Origin of the sequence: Nonomuraea sp. NPDC050691 (assembly GCF_040654455.1) — a bacterium.
In the GTDB taxonomy this organism is placed as follows: Bacteria; Actinomycetota; Actinomycetes; order Streptosporangiales; family Streptosporangiaceae; genus Nonomuraea.
The window spans coordinates 73,178-89,638 of record NZ_JBFAIA010000014.1 but is presented as its reverse complement, the minus strand read 5'-3'; the positions used below and the strand labels follow the sequence as shown (position 1 = coordinate 89,638).

Here is a 16,461-nt window from a genome sequence, read left to right as displayed (position 1 = left end):
GCGTGATTTGCCAGTCTTACGCCTAGAGTTCGAGCTGTGACGGCACGCGTGGAAGTCAGACAAGGGCTCGATGACCAGGAAATCAACGACGTGCTCGCGCTCGTCGAGGCGGCGACGGAGGCCGACGGCGTCCGGCCGCTGAACGAGCACGTCATGCTCCACCTGCGCTACGGCGGCGACCCCCGCGCCCGCTCGCTGCTGCTGCACGCCGGCGACGCGCTCGTGGGCTACGCGCACGTGGACCCCACCGACGAGGTCGAGGGCCCGAGCGGGGAGCTCGTCGTCCACCCGGCGTACCGGCGCCAGGGGCACGGCCGGCGGCTGCTGCGGGCCGTGCTCGACGAGGCAGGGGGCCGGCTGCGGCTGTGGGCGCACGGCGACCACGAGGGGGCCGGGGCGCTGGCCGCCTCCCTGGGACTCCAGCGGGTCCGGTCACTGTGGCAGATGCGCCGGTCGCTGTTCGCGCCGCTGGCGCCGTACACGCTGCCCGACGGGGTGCGGCTGCGGACCTTCGAGCCCGGGCAGGACGAGGAGGACTGGCTCAAGGTCAACGCCGCCGCCTTCGCCCACCACCCCGAGCAGGGCGCGTGGAGCCTCGACGACCTGCTCAGGCGGGAGCGGGAGCCGTGGTTCGACCCGGCGGGCTTCTTCCTGGCCGTCCGCGGCGAGCGGCTCGTGGGGTTCCACTGGACGAAGATCCACGGATCCTCCGACCACGGGCACGAGCCGCTCGGCGAGGTGTACGTCGTGGGCGTCGACCCCTCCCAGCAGGGCACCGGCCTGGGCAAGGCGCTGACGCTGGCCGGGCTGAGCCACCTGCGCTCGCGCGGGCTCGCGCAGGCGATGCTCTACGTGGACGGGACGAACACGGCGGCGATCCGGCTGTACGAGTCGCTCGGCTTCGCCCGGTGGGACGCCGACGTCATGTACGCCGCCACTGTGTCCTGACGGCCGGACCTATTCCACCATCCAGTGCAGGGCGAAGTAGGTCACGGCGGCCACCAGCGCCGCCGCCGGGATCGTGAGGATCCAGGCGGTCACGATGTTGCCCGCCACGCCCCAGCGCACGGCCGAGAGCCGCTTGGTGGAGCCGACGCCCATGATGGCGCTGGTGATGGTGTGGGTGGTGGAGATGGGCGCGCCGAACCCGATCGCCGCGGCGTACAGGACCGTCGCCGCCGCGGACTCGGCCGCGAAACCCTGCGGCGGGTCCAGGGCGATGATGCGCCGGCCGAGCGTCCGCATGATGCGCCAGCCTCCGGCGTACGTGCCGAGCGAGATGGCGCCCGCGGCGGAGATGATGACCCACTGCGGAATCGGGTCCGACTGATCGGCGTAGCCGCCGACGACGAGGGCCAGGAAGATCACACCCATCGTCTTCTGCGCGTCCTGCAGGCCGTGGCCGAGGGCCATGGCGGCGGCCGAGACCGTCTGGGCGTACCGGAAGCCGCGGTTGGTCTTGCCCGGCTGCGCGCGGCGGAAGATCCAGTAGATGGCGATCATGATCGCGGCGGCGAGCGTGAAGCCGAGGAGCGGGGAAAGGATCATGGGGATGACGACCTTCTCCACCACGCCGTCCCAGTGCACGATGCTGGCCGAGGCCAGCGCCGAGCCCACGAGGCCGCCGATCAGAGCGTGGCTGGAGGAGGAGGGCAGTCCGAAGTACCAGGTGATGAGGTTCCAGGCGATCGCGCCGACCAGTGCGGAGGCCACGATGACCAGGCCGTGCGAGCCCTGTGGGGCGTCGATGATGCCCTTGCCGACGGTCTGCGCCACCTGGGTGCCGAGGTGGGCGCCGATGAAGTTCATCGCCGCGGCCATGAACAGCGCGGCCCTGGGGGTGAGGGCGCGTGTGGAGACCGAGGTCGCGATGGCGTTCGCCGCGTCGTGGAAGCCATTGGTGTAGTCGAAGGCCAGCGCCACGACGACCACGCCGATGACGAGGGCGAGCGTGAGATCCACGGGGCTTAGCTTTCCTTGACCGCGATCGACTCGACGGTGTTGGCCACGTGCTCGAAGGCGTCGGCCGCCTCCTCGAGGGCGTCGATGACCTCCTTCATCTTCATGACCGTCAACGCGTCGTACTCGCCGCTGAACAGCTTGGCCAGCAACCGGCGATAGACCTGGTCACCCTGGTTCTCCAGGCGGTTGACCTCGATCCAGTACTCGTTGAGGTTCTTCATCGAGCGCAGCCGCGGCATCGCCTCCGCGGTCAGCTCGGCCGCCCGCTCCAGCACCTCGACCTGGCGCACGACGTCCTTGGGCAGGTGGTCGAGCTGGTAGAGGACGATGAGGTCGGAGGCCGCCTCCATGGCGTCCATCACGTCGTCGAGGTTCGAGGCGAGGCGGTAGATGTCCTCGCGGTCGAACGGCGTGATGAAGCTCTCATTGAGCCGGTTCATGATCGCGTGGGTGCGGTCGTCGCCCGCGTGCTCGCACGCGCGCATCTTCTCGGCCAGGGCTTCCCTGTCCGACCCGTCGCTGATGATCTCTACCAGCAGGCGGGAAGCAGTGACCAGGTTGTTCGCCGAGTCGGCGAACAGGTCGTAGTAGCTGTCCTCACGTGGCGTGAGACGCAGGCGCACGTCGTTCTCCAGATGTGCGGGGATGGTCCGTGGAAGAGGGTACGGCTTACCAGGCGAAATGCGAACTTCATGTCCCCTTCTCCTAGTCGTTACCCTCCGTATGTTCTGCGACACCGGGGCACCTGACGGTCCGGGGGCACACTCGCTGGGGACTTGTTCTGCCTTACGGTCACCATCTTCGTGAGTTTCCTTCCAGACCGCCAGCCTGGTCAGATGTCGTAACTGGAGCTTCACCTTCCCCGGAACGGGGGGAGGATCACGGCGACGGGCGAGAGGGCGCGGTTTTGCGCTCTCAGGGGATTGTCGGTCGTGTCGTCCGGCGCCTTGCCGGGCGTTCCGGACGTGTCACCCGGGGTGGCATCCCCAAAGCGTTGGAGCGACATGCGGCAGGTGGGTTCGGCGGGGGTGGCTGGACGTCAGATGGGGGTGCGGTGGAAGTCACGGAAGGACCGGGACGGCGTCGGACCCCGCTGGCCCTGGTACCGCGACCCGTACTTCTCGGACCCGTACGGATGCTCCGCCGGCGAACTCAGCCGGAACACGCACAGTTGCCCGATCTTCATCCCCGGCCACAGCTTGATGGGCAGGGTTGCCACGTTCGACAGCTCCAGCGTCACGTGCCCGCTGAACCCCGGGTCGATGAACCCCGCCGTCGAATGCGTCAGCAGCCCCAGCCGCCCCAGCGAACTTTTTCCCTCCAACCTGGACGCCAGGTCGCCGGGAAGCGTGATCACCTCGTACGTCGAAGCCAGCACGAACTCGCCGGGGTGGAGGATGAACGGTTCATCCCCGTCCGGCTCCACCATGCGCGTCAGATCGGGTTGCTCGATGGACGGGTCGATGTGCGGGTACTTGTGGTTCTCGAAGACCCGGAAGTACCGATCGAGCCGCACGTCGATGCTGGAAGGCTGGAGCATGTCCTGATCGAACGGATCTAGCGCCAGCCGTCCCGAGTCGATCTCGCTCAGGATGTCACGGTCAGAGAGCAGCACGTGGAGCAACCTACCGTGTGCGGGCTTGCTGAAGTGGGCTGGGTTTCCGCTACAGTGGGACCGCGGCTCCGGCCGATGCGGGTGTAGTTCAATGGCAGAACATCAGCTTCCCAAGCTGACAGCGCGGGTTCGATTCCCGTCACCCGCTCCACCTCGCGCCTTTTCGAGCTCAACGGCATGGCCTTCTCGTATGGAGCGCTACGCGCCACAGGGAATCAGACTGCGTCCAAGTGGGGGCGCGACCCCCACACCCCAGCCTCACTTCATCGCCTTCCCGATGGGGCGCTTCGCGCCAAAGGGCTCAGACAGCGCCTGATTGGGGCTCCGCCCCAAACCCCCCGTCGAGGGGCTCCCGCCCCTCGAGCTCCCCGGCTCGTTGCCCACCTCGTCAGGCGAAAGCCTCGTGCGGATGAGACGAAAGATCAGCACAACGCGGCCCGCGGCGAAGAAGAACTGGAGCGGTGAGAGCTGTCCACCTGCGCCACAGCAGCTCTCACCGCTCCAGAGGCACAACGGCGAGGAGCCTCCCGGTATCAGCCGCCACCGTGCCGCCTATCGCGCTTCGCCCCGCAACAGCGCGGTCCAGACCGTCTCCGCTTCCTTGACCAACCACCGGCAGGTCTCTCGGACCTCCGGCGCGCCGTGGAGCCGATCGATTCCCGTCACCCGCTCTCAGAGCGAAAAGCCAGGTCAGGAATGATGTCCCGCCCCGGCTTCGGTCGTTTCCAGGGCTCTTTTCAATCTCCCGTACAGTTGGCTCACCGAAGCGAGTACGCCCGCCGAGCCGCGGCCTCCCTCATCGTCAGTCCTGTTGATGTGGCGGTCGAACGCATCCATGATCGCTTTGTCGGCACCTCTTCACGGCGTGCCACGACCACCCAGCGCGTATGCGTGTTGAACCCCCTGCGCCCGCAACGGTCCGCCGTTCGCACCGGGAAGAGCGGCGCCCCCGGCTCGTTGCTGACGTAGGTGCTCACGTGCTCCGGAAGCGCGGGATGATCGCCTGCGCGATGCCGTCACCCGCTCCCAGCTTGAAGGCCCAAGTCAGGAGTCGAATCCTCGCCCGCGCCTTGATCGTTTCGGCAAACTTGTCGGACCCGCGTCGTGAGCGTTCTCAGAAGCAGCACATACTGGAGGGGATGAAGCCAGCAAGCGGCGAGTCCCGCCGTCACCTGTCCACAAGCCCCTTCAAACCCCCGCCACCCAGCCCGCCTGTCGAGCAGTTCAGTGTGGGCGACCAGGTGACCCACGACCGGTATGGCCTTGGTGTCGTCACCGGTGTAGAAGACGAGGTCGCCGTGGTCGTCGATTTCGGATCACGGCAGGAACGAATCACCACGCCATTCAACAAGCTGTACAAACTCTGAGATCACTGCACCGCGGGGAAGCACACAGCGTGGCGCTTCCCAAGCGGACGATCATGAACCGACCCGGACGGCTCTGAACAGCCAGGATGAGAGGCTGCCCAAGCTGACAGCGCAGGTTCGACTGCCGTCATCCGCTCCACCTCGTGTCCGAGCTCAGCGGCATGGCCTTCCCCCACAGGGGCGCTACGCGCCTCGGGGGACTCAGACAGCGACTGAGGGCTCTGAAGGCGTCAGCCGGTAAGGAGCCGTCGACGCTCTCGGCTCCGGTGAGAGGTCAGTCTCGGCGACGGAGGTAAACGCGTGCTCACGTGAACGGGCCTCAGGCCACCTGCGGTGCGTTCGGTTCCGGTGCGAACGCTGACGCGGTACGGATCGGGCAAGCCTTGTCAGCCGGTCAGGCATCCGGCCATGCTCTTGGCATGTCGCCGGACTCCTCCGAACGAGCAGGGCTGCTTCGAGAGACGATCCGCGCGGAGGCCGGGCGGATGGACCGGCAGCACGCGCGGTGCGGCGCTGATGTCAGCGATGTACGGCGTGGGCAACTTCACCGGCCCGGCGCTCGGTGGCCTGTTCGCCAGCTGGGCGTGCGGCGCCTGGCGTTCGCGGCAATGGCGGTGCTCGCGGCCTTGTGCGCAGCGATGGTGCCCCGCGTGATGCCGCCCGGCGAACGCAGCGACGTGCGCCCGCCGATCCCCGCCGTGTCGCTGTCGCTGGTCATGGCGGCCGCGGGTGCCGTGAGTGTGGCGGGGGTGCTGCCGGGCACGCTCGCGAAGGCCGCGGGCATCGCAGGGGCGTTACTGCTGATGACCGGGTTCGTCGTCCATGAGCGGCGGAGCGAACTGCGGGTCTTCCCGCAGGCGACGTACCGGAAGGGATCGTCGCTGAAGTGGGTCTACCTGACGCTGGGGCTGCTGTCCTTCGGCGTCGCGGTCGAGTCGTTCCTGCCGTTGTTCGGTCAGCGGCTGGCAGGGTTGCCACCGCTGGTGGCGGGGTTCTTCGCCGCGGCGATCTCGCTGGGGTGGTCACTCACTCAGATCGGCAGTTCTTCGGTGAGCGGGGACCGCGGGGTGCGGCGGTTGTGCGTGCTCGGCCCCGGACTGCTGGCTCTCGGTCTGCTCGTCCAGGGGCTTCTGCAGCGCGAGGACACGCCGATCTGGCTGGTGGCCGTCTGGGTGCCGGTGCTGCTGGTCGCGGGTTCGGGCATCGGCCTGGCCTACCCGCACCTGTCGGTGGCCGCGATCTCCAGCACCCGCGACCCGGAAGAAGGACAGCGGGCGGCCGCGGCGATCGCCACGGTGACGAGCCTGTCAATCGCGTTCGGGACGGCGGTCGCGGGGGTTCTGCTCAACCTTGGCGGTGAGTCGATACTCGACTCGGCACGGTACGTGCTGTTCGGGCTGCCGATCATCGGCGTCCTGACCGCACGGGCGGCGAATCGCACGAGCCGGATGGAGCAGGCTGACCAGGCCCCGCTCCACCAGGGTTGAGGAAGGCTCAGCCGGTGTGGAGGGTCCGGAAGCGATCGGGTTCCGCCGGGTCTCGATCCACGACTTGGACCGGCGTCCAAGCCCATTGCCAGACGCTGATGCCTGGCGCGCGGGAGAACGAGATCTGCCCGCGGGTGCCTTCGACTGCGACGCGCGGCCAGGCTGCGGCGATGCGCGCCCGGTCCGCGCCGTGAGAACGCAGCACGTCGGCGAGGACGGCGATCGTGTCGTAGCCCTCGAAAGCGACGAAGGAGGGCGCTTCGGCCAGCCGTTCACGAAGGGCCGTCTCGACTCGTGCACCGAGTGGGCTGAGGCGCTCCGGCAGGTAGCGCAAGAACGGGACCGCGGCGCTGTCGTCGCCCAGCGACGTCGCCCATTCGGCGAACTCCGGTTGCCCGGCCGGAGCACCGATCATGATCCCGGCGAGGCGCTGGTCGTGGCGGACGGACTTGACGATCGACACGGCCGGCTCCGGGTGGCCGACCAGAAGAAGGAGGGCTGTCGCGCGATCGCCGACGAGTTCGTCGCACACGGCCGCGGGGGCGAGCGCGCGCATGTCGAGTTCGGTGACGGTGCCGCCGCGTGGGGCGAGGTAGTCCCGCAGAATGCGGGCCCCGGACGCCCAGTAGACGCTCGCATCGGCCGCTACGGCGATTCGGCTGTGCCCCGCGGTGAGGAGGAAGTCCGCGTAGATCTGCCAGCCGTGGGACTGCGCCGGGGCGAGGCGCGCGACCCATTCCGTTGGCTGTTCGGTGAGCGCGTCGAGAACCGCTGACGAGCAGAGGAACGGCAGGCCGAGGGCGTCGGCCCTGGCGGCGGCGGCGCGAGCGACGACGCTGTGATACTCCCCCGCCAAGGCGGCCACGCCCAGGCGAGCCAATTCATCCACGGCCGCCGCGCCCTTCTGTGGATCAGCCGCGGTATCTCGGACGACCAGCTCGAGTGGTCGTCCGACGATCCCGCCGGCGTCATTGACGTCGCGGACGGCCAGTTCGAGTCCGGCGAGCAGATGCCGGCCCGCCTCGGCCCAGCCAGGCCGGGTCAGCGGAACGAGAGCGCCGATCTGGACGGTTGATTCGTCAGCCCGCTCCGCTCCAGGTGGCGATGGTCGCGTATTCATGCGTTGACGTCTCCCGTGTGACGGTCGGTTGCAGTTCGCCCGGATCGCAGGGCGAACGTCCCGGTCAGCCGGCGGAGGGCGTTGACGTGGGGGGCAAGGGCAGGCATCTGGTCATCCGGACGTGCAGGTTACCTACGGACAAGCCCGCGATCTAGTCGCCCGCGCGCGTATGCGCTCGCGTCACCGACTGTCAGCCGCACGTAGCCGATGCGGACGCACGTGGTTGTCGCGCCCGCGGCAGGGCGGTGAAACGTCGGGTCGAGACGGAGACGAGAAGTCCTAGTGCGGCGTAGGCCGCGCCGAGCAGGCCGGCGGCCGGCCATCCCGCGGTGCTGTAGGCCCAGGTGGTGGTGATCGCGCCGAGCGCGGAGCCGAGGGAGTAGAAGGCCATGTAGGCCCCGATGACGCTGCTGCTCTGGTCGGGACGGGCGGTGGTGAGCAGGTGCTGGCTGCTGACGTGAACGGCTTGCACCGCGAAGTCCAGGACGACGACGCCGACGATCAACAGCCACAGCGATGACCCCGCCTGTGCGATCAGCAGCCATGAGGCTGTGAGCAGGGCCAGCGACCAGCCGGTGACCGAGGGCGCCAGGCCCCGGTCGGCCCATCGGCCGGCCCGGGCCGCGCCGAGCGCCCCGGTGAGACCGGCGAGTCCGAACAGTCCGATCTCGGTCGTGCCGAAGTGCCACGGCGCGTCGCCGAGCGGGAGCGCCAGCCCACTCCACAACGTGCCGAAGGAGGCGAACAGGAAGAACGCCACCATTCCCCGGCTGAGGAAGAGCCGATCGCCGACGACCAGACGACCCAGTGATGACAGCAGTTGCCCGTACCGGGCTCGGGGGCGGCGGATGTCGGCCGCGAGGGTGAGTCGGGCGGCGAGTGCGAGCGTCACGCAAAGCCCGGCGATGACGAGGTAGACCGTGCGCCAGTCGGTCAGCTCGCCCAGTGTGCCCGCGACCACCCGCACACCGAGGATCCCGATGACCACGCCCGAGGTGACCGCTCCGATGTTGCGGCCGCGCTCGCCGGCCGGTGAGACGGCGGCGACGTAGGCCACCGTGATCTGGACGACCACGGCGAACAGTCCGGCCACGGCCAGGCCCGCGATCGCGATGCCACCACTGGGCGCGGCGGCGGCCACCCCCGCACCTACTGCCGTGAGCAGCAGGTGCACCGTGATGAGCCCGCGGCGGTCGAACAGGTCGCCGAGCGGGACCAGTAGCACCAGCCCCGCGAGGTAGCCGATCTGGCCGGCGGCGACCAGCCACCCCAGTGCTCCGCCCCTCAGGCCGAGGTCCTCGCCGGCGGCCTCGAGGACCGGCTGGATGCCGTAGATGGCCGACACCGCCACCGCGCACACCAATGCGAGAACGGCCCGCTGTCTCCCGGTCGATCCTGACGACATATCACCCTCCAATGAGTTGCAAAATGCAACCTATTCGAGGCTAGGGCATACTGGTTTCAGAACGCAACTGATCGCGGAGGGGGCCGGTGGACGTCACACTCGCCGCAGGAAGCGCTTGGACCGACCCGACCTGCCCGGTCGCACGGACCGTCGACCTCATAGGCGACCGGTGGAGCCTGCTGATCATCCGCGACGCGATGGACGGGGCGACGACCTTCACCGAGTTCCTTCAGCGGCTGGGGATCGCCCGCAACATCCTCACCGACCGGCTCCGCAAGCTCGTCGAGCACGGCATCCTTGACAAGAGCGCCGCCGCCGACGGCAGACGCCACACGTACCGGCTCACCGAGGCCGGGCAGGACCTCTTCACGGCCGTCGTCGCCCTCCGCCAATGGGGCGAGCGCCACGCCTTCGCCCCAGACGAGCCGCACTCCGTCCTCGTCGACGACCAAGGGCGGGAGCTTCGCGAACTCCACCCGCTCGGCCAAGACGGCGCGCCGCTCTCCGCCGAGGCGTCGCACGTTCGGAGAACCGCCTGAGCCCAGCCGCGACAGACCCGTCCCCGGCTCCGAAGGACAGCACTCCGGGCGATTAACGGCTCTATCGGCAACTATGCCAACCTTTATGCCCATGCACATCCGATCGGGTACCAGCGCCGACGCCGAGCACATCGCGGAGCTCCACACGCACAGCTGGCTGACTGCCTATGCCGAGATCATGCCCGCCAGCTACTTGAATGGGCCGCTCCTCGACGAGCGCAAGGCCATGTGGAGCACCCGGCTCGCCACCATCGCCTCGGAACCGGATCACGCCCGCTGCGCGCTCGTTGCCGTCGACGGCGACGTCCTCCTGGGATTCGCCTATCTCGTCGCCGGAACCGACGGGCGCGTCTTGCTCGACAACCTGCATGTCCAGCCGGAGCGCAAGAAGTCCGGCATCGGCCGCCAACTCGTGCACCACGCTTTCGGCTGGGCCGCTGATCAGCACCCCGACAAGGCGGTCTACCTGGAGGTGTTGCGCGACAACGTCGCCGCGATCAGCTTTTACCGGCGTCTCGGCGGCCATCCCACCAAAGAGTTCATGGAGCGCTTCCCCGCCGGCTTCGAACTACCCGTCGTCGAGTACACCTGGAGTCCGGACATCGTCCGGGAACTTGCCGACGACCGTTCCGCTGACGATCGGCTTGTGTCCTAGACGTTGCGGACGACCAGGAGGTGCGCCCCGTAGGGCGGGCATAGTCTTCTCCGGTGAACACCCCAAGGGCCTCCTGGCGTAACACGACGCACGACTGGGCGAGCAGCGTGGACGTCGAGCACCTCTCCCATATCCGGCAGAACCCGGCCGTGTTCGCTCCGGGTGGCGTCCGGCATCTGATCCTGGAAGTCCTCGCCTACGCGGCTGACGAAGCGGAGAGCAACGGCGGGGGGCGTTGCACCGTCACCCTCCACCCCGACGGCTCGGTGTCCGTGGCGGATGACGGACGCGGCACCGACACCCGCATCGACGATCAAGGGCAAGCCGTGAAGAAGCCCGTCATGGCATCGAAAGACCTGCGCTTCTTCGACACCCCTGACGTCCAGTCGCTTCCGGATGGTCATCCGCGCCGGGGCATGTCGGTCGTCGCGGCGTCCAGCGTCTGGCTCGTCCACACCAACCGTCGCCGAGGCGGCGCCTGGACCCAGCGCTACGAGCACGGGATTCCCGTGACCGGTCTGACGCCGATCAGCGACGACGACACGACCGGGACAGTCGTCCACTTCCTCCCCGAGGAGCACTTCGGCAAGGCAAGCGAGGGCTTGGCCGGCGAGCTGATCATGCTCTCCGGCCAGTGGGGGACGTTGTCGGTCGAGGTGGACGACTGGCGCTCACGTAGACAGACAGGTTGATCTGCCGCCCAACCAGTAATCCGGTCGCCACCCACCACAATCCTCATTAGCGTGACCGAGTGCCCAGCTACCACGATCTTGTAGACCAAGCCGTCCAAGCATCTCTTCGCGGATGGGACTTCAGCTGGTTGCGCGGCAGAACAACCGGCGGGAAACCCTCCTGGGCCTACACCGAGCGAGCCTCGATGCTGCTTCCGGAAACGCGGCGACTACTCGACGTGGACACCGGCGGTGGAGAGGTGCTGGCTTCCCTGGCCCCGCTGCCCCGCCACACCGTCGCCGTCGAGGGATGGCAGCCCAACATCCCCATCGCCGCCAGGCGGCTCAGACCGTTGAACGTCACTCTGCTGGGCGCTACGGCCGACCGTATCCCCGCACGCGAAGCCGCCTTCGATCTGGTGCTCAACAGGCACGGCGCACTTGACGCAGCCGAAGTGGCGCGAGTCCTCACCGCAGGTGGCCGGCTGCTCACCCAGCAGGTAGGCAGCCGCAACGACCTGGAGCTGAACCTTGCCCTGGGCGCACCGCCCTCCGCCGATCCGGAGAGCTGGACCTTGGCCGGCGCGGTCGAGCGACTCCACGCTTGCGGGATGCGCGTGCTGGACGCCCGCGAGGAGATGATCGAGTACACCTTTCACGACATCGGCGCCATGGTCTTCCAGTTACGCGCCGTCCCGTGGCAGGTGCCCGGCTTCGATCACAACCGCTACGAGAAACCGCTACGCGTTCTCCATGAGCGCATCCGGTCCGAGGGCGGCTTCACCGTCCATGGCCACCGCTTTCTCATCGAAGCCGAACTGACATGACCACGAACGCCTGGCATCAACCTCTGGCACGCGAGCGGCGAAACCGCCTGGCAGAGCGTCTTCCATGGAGATACGCGGTCAGGCTTGAGCACAGCCCGCGCCAGGTCGAGATCCACTCCGTCACCATGGTCGACAACCGATGGTTGTCAGCCTGTCGCTTCTGTTGTTGGATCACGCGATCCGGACGCCGGTTTCATGGCTGCATGCGTAGATTGATCCCTACGGGAGACGCGGCGCGGCCGGTGGAGTTCGTCCATGACGACGCCCAGCCCGTGCCCGCCCCGGACGAGCTGTTGGTCAAGGTCGAGGCGTTCTCGCCGAATCGCGGGGAGACGTTCCTGCTGGAGAAGCCGGACCCCGGCCTGATGCCGGGCAAGGACGTCGCCGGTCTGGTCGTGCAGGCCGCCGCCGACGGCTCGGGGCCGCCGGCCGGGACCCGGGTGGTGGGCCATCCGCCGAAGGGCGGCTGGGCCGAGTACGCGGCCGTGCCCACCCACTCGATCGCCGTCCTGCCCGACGAGATCAGCACCGTCCAGGCGGCCGCCCTGCCGCTGGCCGGGATCACCGCGCTCCGGCTGCTGCGCGCGGCCGGCGCCGTGACGGGCAGGCGGGTGCTGCTGACCGGCGCCTCCGGCGGAGTGGGGCACTACCTGACCGAACTCGCCGCGGCAGCCGGGGCGGAGGTGACCGCGGTGACCGCCACGGCGGAGCGCGGTGCGCGACTGCGTGAGCTGGGCGCCGCGGCGGTCGTGCACGACGTGCGTGAGGCGGACGGGCCGTTCGACGTGGTGCTGGAGTCCACCGGCGGCGGCGCGCTGACGGCCGCGCTGGCCAGGCTGGTCCCGGGCGGCACACTGGTGTGGTTCGGCCAGGCCAGCCGTACCCCGGCGACGGTGAACTTCTTCGACCTGCTCGCCGGGCCGGAGAACGCGGTGATCCGGCACTTCCACTACGCGGGCGCGCCGTACCGTCACGACCTGGCCACCCTGGTACGCCTGATGGCCGGCGGGCGGCTGCACCCGGAGATCGGCCGTACCGCTGACTGGAGCCGGACCGCCGACGTCCTGGTCGATCTTCGGGAACGCCGTATCCGCGGCAAGGCCGTGCTGACGATCGGAGCGTCGCGATGAGCGTCGCGGAGTTCGCCGCCGCGAACCTGTCGCGCGCCACCGGAGCCGGGCTGGACCCGCACGAGTACCTGCGCGTCACCGGCGAGCTGGCCGGCCTGGAGGAATGGGGGGCGGCCTTCATGCGCGCCGCGCGCGGGCACCTGGCGCGCGCCGGGCAGGCGGCCACAGCGATCTCGGCAGGCGAGCACTACCAGGTGGCGGCGCGCTGGTTCCACTTCGCCACTCTGGGCCCGAACCCCGAGCACGCGCTCGCGGCCGCCGAGGCGGACACCGCCATGGGCCGTGCTCTCGACCTGCTGGAGCCGGGGGCGCGCCGGATCGAGGGACCGGGCTTCGCCGGGTGGCTGCGCGGCCCCGCCGATGCCACGGCCACCGCGATCGTGGTCCCCGGGCTGGACTCCGGCAAGGAGGAGTTCCACGACGTGATCGCCGCCTTGTCGCGCCGGGGGATGGCCGTGTTCGCCATGGACGGGCCGGGACAGGGGGTGCTCGCGGCCGGCACCACCGTCCGCGCCGACTACCATCGCGTGATCGGCAGGGTCATCGACGCGCTCGGCGCCGAGAGCGCGGAGCGCGTCGACCACGTCGGGCTCGTGGGGCTCAGTCTCGGCGGCTATTACGTCGCGCAGAGCGCCGCCCTTGAACCGCGTGTCGCGGCCGCGGTCACCGTCAGCGGTCCCTTCCAGCTGGACTGGGACCTCCTGCCACCTCCCGTACGGCAGCTCCTCATCCAACGCGCCGGCGGGAAAGAAGCCGACGCGGAAGAAGCGGGAGGAGAAGAAGCGGGCGGGGAAGAGGCGGCCCGCCGCTTCGCCGGCCAGGTGGACCTGTCCGGCCTCGCCCCGCGGATCACCTGCCCGCTGCTGGTGGTGGACGGCGGCCAGGACGTCATTCCAGGCGTGACCAACGGCGAGCCGCTGGCCCGGCTGGCACCACGCGGACGGTATCTGGCCGTCGCCCACGGCGACCACCTGCTCGGCAACGCCCGCCCCGACTGGCTGGCGGCGGCCGCCGACTGGTTGTCCGGAGCACTCGGGGCGCCGGCCGACGGCTCCTGAGCTGATGGCGCCAGGGTCGGCTCACCGCGGGGTCAGCGCCGCCACCATTCGTCGAGCGGGGTGACGGGGACGGCCCGCTTGTGCCGGGTGGCGAGGTACAGCGACTCCACCTTCGCCGCCAGGCCCGGCGCGACGTCGGCGCCTTCCAGATAGTCGTCGATCTGGGTGTACGTCAGGCCGAGTGCCACCTCGTCGGGCAGCGCGGGCCGGTCGTCCTCGAGGTCGGCGGTCGGCACCTTCTCCCAGACGCTCGGTGGTGCGCCCAGCTCCTGCAGCAGGGCGGCGCCCTGGCGCTTGGTCAGTCCGGTCAGCGGGGTGATGTCGACGCCGCCGTCGCCGTACTTGGTGAAGAAGCCGGTCACCGCCTCGGCCGCGTGGTCGGTACCCACGACGAGCAGGCTCAGCTGCCCGGCGATCGAGTACTGGATCACCATGCGTTCGCGGGCCTTGATGTTGCCGCGCACGAAGTCCCGCAGCTTGGGCTCGTCGCCCAGCAGTTCCCGCAGGCCGAGCGCCGTCTCGGCGGCGGCGGCGTCGGCGCTCGGCTTGACGTTCACCGTGATCGACCGGTCGGGCCGGATGAACTCCAGCGCGACCTGCGCGTCGTGCTCGTCGGCCTGCACACCGTAGGGCAGCCGCACCGCGACGAAGGTGGCCTCATGCCCCTCGGCCCGTAGTTCCTCGCTGGCCAGCTGACACAATCTGCCGGTCAGCGTGCTGTCCTGGCCGCCACTGATGCCGAGCACGTAGCCCTTGGCCGGGGTCGACCGCAGGAAGTCCTTGAGGAAGTCGACTCGTTGCCGGATCTCGACCTTGGGGACAATGGTCGCCTTGACGCCAAGTTCGGCGAGAATCTGCTGCCGTAGGTTCGCCATCCACGTACTGTACTGGCCGTAATCGGACGGTTTTGAGCGGGGCCCGGGGCGCGATGTCCTTGCCCGGCGTGCCCGCACCGGAGAAGCACAGGAACTGATTGCCGTCGGTCCACCCCCAGCCGATCACTGGCTTGACGAAGTCGTTCACCCCCGGCGCGCCCCTCTGGGGCGGGTGCGTCTCCTCCTGTACCGGCCGTCATCGGCGGGCGTTCCTCCGTTGCCGGTACCTGGACTTCATCCACGACAGCCGCTCCAGACGATGGCCTCGGTCTCCACGTCCTTGGTCACATCGCTCCTCAAGGGCGCGGAACACGCGGAAGGCCCACCGCCTCGATCACCGTACCGGTGTGGTCATCACTGACCAGCGCAGCGGTGGCCACGGCGGCGAGATCCTCCTCATGGATGAACGGGTAGTGGCCCTTGTCGACGAACGCCTCACGGACGATCCCGGCGGCGCGGACGGTGTCGGGCCAGTCCGATCCCGTCGCCGGGTACGTGCCCTCGATGACGGCGCCCATCACCGCCGACGGCCGGATGGGCGTCCAGGCGATGCCCGAGCGCTCCACCGCCTTCTCGATCGCCAGCCAGAACCAGGTCTCCGGCGGGGTTCGCCTCCTCGTACTCCGGCCCGTGGGACGACAGCAGGACGATCTTCCTCGTGGCGGCGTCACGCGCCAGACTCAGAGCCTCCTGGACCGTCGCCGGATGAGCACCGGCGAGGAACACGGCCTCGGCGCCGTCGAAAGCCCGGGCGCACTCCAGCGGCCGGGTGATGGAGCCCTCGACGACTTCGACCATGTCGGGCCAGCCACCGCACTGGTCCGGCTCGGCGATCACCCGCACACGCCGCCCCAGGGACAGCAGTTGCCGCGCCATGCGGCGGCCCACGATCCCGGTCGGGCTGTTCCCCTCATCCTTACGCGGGCTGACGACGGTCAGCAGGCAGACGCCTCCGGCTTCCGGCGACCTGTCGTTCGGCTCGTACCTGTCCACGGCAAGACCTTTCAACGCGTCAGCGGAGATCTTGCACCTGTCCCGGGCACCGTACGGCCTCTGCCGTATCCCACGGCGCGGGAACAAGGCTGCGGATCGACGTCCGGGAGCCTATCAGGGCGTCCACGGTCACCGGGTGTGACGCCGCCGCTCTGCCGGGCTTGCCGATCGGTCAGCCGGCGTCCGGGACGTAGGTCAGGTTGAGCACCCCCGTCTGGAACGTCTCCGACTTGACCAGCTTCAGCGGGTGGGTCGGGGTGTCCTCGAACAGTCGCCGGCCGCGCCCGACGGCGATCGGGTGGACGAACAGTCTCAGCTCGTCGAGCAGCCCGTTGGCCAGCAGCCACCGCACGGTCGTCGCGGACCCGGACATCTGGATGTCACCGTCGGTCTGCTTCTTGAGGTCGCGCAGCTTGGCCGCGACGTCACCGTTGATGACGGTGGTGTTGGCCCAGTCCGCCTTCTCCAAGGTGTTCGACACGACGTACTTGCGCACGTTGTTGAAGGACTGGGCGATGTCCTGGTCGGCCTCCGTCGAGGTCCAGTACGCGGACCACTCGTCGTACAGCTTGCGGCCCATGAGCATCGCCGCCGCGCTCCGCATGCCCGCCTCGACCACGGCGCCCATCTCGTCGTTCCAGTACGGGAAGTGCCACTTGTCCGGCGACTCGACCACGCCGTCCACGGAGATGAAGAAGCTCGAAATGATCTTAGCCATCGGTCTGTTCCTTGGTAGTCGGGGTGATGGTGAGAGGTT

The 16,461-nt window shown here is 69.0% G+C and carries 17 protein-coding genes and 1 tRNA gene; 10 read left to right on the top strand and 8 right to left on the bottom strand.

Annotated features, from left to right (window positions below):
* Positions 1–36 precede the first annotated feature (36 nt).
* Complete coding sequence (gene mshD / locus AB0H81_RS09055) at positions 37–948, top strand: mycothiol synthase (protein ID WP_358371347.1); 912 nt, start codon at positions 37–39, stop codon at positions 946–948.
* A gap of 9 nt (positions 949–957) precedes the next feature.
* Here the strand turns inward: mshD and AB0H81_RS09050 are convergent, their stop codons facing one another.
* The 3 genes from AB0H81_RS09050 to dcd form a co-directional block, all read right to left on the bottom strand.
* Complete coding sequence (locus tag AB0H81_RS09050) at positions 958–1,962, bottom strand: inorganic phosphate transporter (protein WP_358371344.1); 1,005 nt, start codon at positions 1,960–1,962, stop codon at positions 958–960.
* 5 nt (positions 1,963–1,967) lie between these two features.
* Complete coding sequence (locus tag AB0H81_RS09045) at positions 1,968–2,585, bottom strand: DUF47 family protein (RefSeq protein ID WP_175595614.1); 618 nt, start codon at positions 2,583–2,585, stop codon at positions 1,968–1,970.
* Positions 2,586–3,001: 416 nt separating this feature from the next.
* The gene (gene dcd / locus AB0H81_RS09040) at positions 3,002–3,577 is read right to left on the bottom strand and encodes a dCTP deaminase (RefSeq protein WP_358371341.1); all 576 of its coding nucleotides are present in this window, start codon (positions 3,575–3,577) and stop codon (positions 3,002–3,004) included.
* A gap of 77 nt (positions 3,578–3,654) precedes the next feature.
* Here dcd and AB0H81_RS09035 point away from each other — a divergent pair.
* From AB0H81_RS09035 to AB0H81_RS09025, 3 genes are all read left to right on the top strand, one after another.
* Positions 3,655–3,728 (top strand) — tRNA-Gly (locus tag AB0H81_RS09035).
* Between the two features lie 826 nt (positions 3,729–4,554).
* Positions 4,555–4,944: a hypothetical protein gene (locus tag AB0H81_RS09030; protein WP_358371338.1), complete on the top strand. Its 390-nt coding sequence runs from the start codon at positions 4,555–4,557 to the stop codon at positions 4,942–4,944.
* Between the two features lie 650 nt (positions 4,945–5,594).
* The gene (locus AB0H81_RS09025) at positions 5,595–6,431 is read left to right on the top strand and encodes a hypothetical protein (protein WP_358371335.1); all 837 of its coding nucleotides are present in this window, start codon (positions 5,595–5,597) and stop codon (positions 6,429–6,431) included.
* Between the two features lie 7 nt (positions 6,432–6,438).
* On the opposite strand, the gene AB0H81_RS09020 is transcribed toward AB0H81_RS09025, so the two are convergent.
* Together AB0H81_RS09020 and AB0H81_RS09015 are read right to left on the bottom strand one after the other, a co-directional pair.
* Complete coding sequence (locus AB0H81_RS09020; protein WP_358371332.1) at positions 6,439–7,551, bottom strand: ABC transporter substrate-binding protein; 1,113 nt, start codon at positions 7,549–7,551, stop codon at positions 6,439–6,441.
* A 190-nt stretch (positions 7,552–7,741) separates the two neighbouring features.
* Positions 7,742–8,956: an MFS transporter gene (locus AB0H81_RS09015; RefSeq protein ID WP_358371330.1), complete on the bottom strand. Its 1,215-nt coding sequence runs from the start codon at positions 8,954–8,956 to the stop codon at positions 7,742–7,744.
* Between the two features lie 86 nt (positions 8,957–9,042).
* Here AB0H81_RS09015 and AB0H81_RS09010 point away from each other — a divergent pair, with 86 nt between their 5' ends.
* The 6 genes from AB0H81_RS09010 (at position 9,043) to AB0H81_RS08985 (ending at position 13,836) form a co-directional block, all read left to right on the top strand.
* Positions 9,043–9,495: a helix-turn-helix domain-containing protein gene (locus AB0H81_RS09010; protein ID WP_358371327.1), complete on the top strand. Its 453-nt coding sequence runs from the start codon at positions 9,043–9,045 to the stop codon at positions 9,493–9,495.
* 85 nt (positions 9,496–9,580) lie between these two features.
* Positions 9,581–10,150 carry a GNAT family N-acetyltransferase gene (locus AB0H81_RS09005; protein WP_358371324.1) on the top strand — a complete coding sequence of 190 codons (570 nt, stop codon included), beginning with the start codon at positions 9,581–9,583 and terminating at the stop codon, positions 10,148–10,150.
* 107 nt (positions 10,151–10,257) lie between these two features.
* A complete protein-coding gene (locus AB0H81_RS09000; protein ID WP_358371321.1) occupies positions 10,258–10,842 on the top strand; it encodes a hypothetical protein in 585 nt (194 codons plus the stop codon).
* Between the two features lie 59 nt (positions 10,843–10,901).
* Entirely contained in the window at positions 10,902–11,648 is a 747-nt protein-coding gene (locus AB0H81_RS08995; RefSeq protein ID WP_358371318.1) for a class I SAM-dependent methyltransferase, read from the top strand.
* Positions 11,649–11,851: 203 nt separating this feature from the next.
* On the top strand, positions 11,852–12,778 hold the full coding sequence (locus AB0H81_RS08990; RefSeq protein ID WP_358371316.1) for a zinc-binding dehydrogenase: 927 nt from the start codon (positions 11,852–11,854) through the stop codon (positions 12,776–12,778).
* Positions 12,775–13,836, top strand: a complete 1,062-nt coding sequence (locus tag AB0H81_RS08985) for an alpha/beta hydrolase (protein ID WP_358371314.1) — start codon at positions 12,775–12,777, stop codon at positions 13,834–13,836. Before AB0H81_RS08990 ends, AB0H81_RS08985 begins: the two co-directional genes overlap by 4 nt.
* Positions 13,837–13,868: 32 nt before the next feature.
* Here the strand turns inward: AB0H81_RS08985 and nadE are convergent, their stop codons facing one another.
* From nadE to AB0H81_RS08970, 3 genes are all read right to left on the bottom strand, one after another.
* Positions 13,869–14,711: an ammonia-dependent NAD(+) synthetase gene (gene nadE / locus AB0H81_RS08980; protein ID WP_358371311.1), complete on the bottom strand. Its 843-nt coding sequence runs from the start codon at positions 14,709–14,711 to the stop codon at positions 13,869–13,871.
* 435 nt (positions 14,712–15,146) lie between these two features.
* On the bottom strand, positions 15,147–15,704 hold the full coding sequence (locus AB0H81_RS08975; RefSeq protein ID WP_358371308.1) for an NAD(P)H-binding protein: 558 nt from the start codon (positions 15,702–15,704) through the stop codon (positions 15,147–15,149).
* Between the two features lie 172 nt (positions 15,705–15,876).
* Complete coding sequence (locus AB0H81_RS08970) at positions 15,877–16,422, bottom strand: dihydrofolate reductase family protein (RefSeq protein ID WP_358371306.1); 546 nt, start codon at positions 16,420–16,422, stop codon at positions 15,877–15,879.
* Between the last annotated feature and the right edge of the window lie 39 nt (positions 16,423–16,461).

What these genes read in the sequence shown, in the direction of transcription:
- AB0H81_RS09015 (WP_358371330.1), bottom strand. Translation starts at nt 8,956, where the DNA reads ATGTCGTCAGGATCGACCGGGAGACAGCGGGCCGTTCTCGCATTGGTG.
- AB0H81_RS08985 (WP_358371314.1), top strand. Translation starts at nt 12,775, where the DNA reads ATGAGCGTCGCGGAGTTCGCCGCCGCGAACCTGTCGCGCGCCACCGGA.
- AB0H81_RS08990 (WP_358371316.1), top strand. Translation starts at nt 11,852, where the DNA reads ATGCGTAGATTGATCCCTACGGGAGACGCGGCGCGGCCGGTGGAGTTC.
- AB0H81_RS09005 (WP_358371324.1), top strand. Translation starts at nt 9,581, where the DNA reads ATGCCCATGCACATCCGATCGGGTACCAGCGCCGACGCCGAGCACATC.
- AB0H81_RS08970 (WP_358371306.1), bottom strand. Translation starts at nt 16,422, where the DNA reads ATGGCTAAGATCATTTCGAGCTTCTTCATCTCCGTGGACGGCGTGGTC.
- nadE (WP_358371311.1), bottom strand. Translation starts at nt 14,711, where the DNA reads ATGGCGAACCTACGGCAGCAGATTCTCGCCGAACTTGGCGTCAAGGCG.
- AB0H81_RS09020 (WP_358371332.1), bottom strand. Translation starts at nt 7,551, where the DNA reads ATGAATACGCGACCATCGCCACCTGGAGCGGAGCGGGCTGACGAATCA.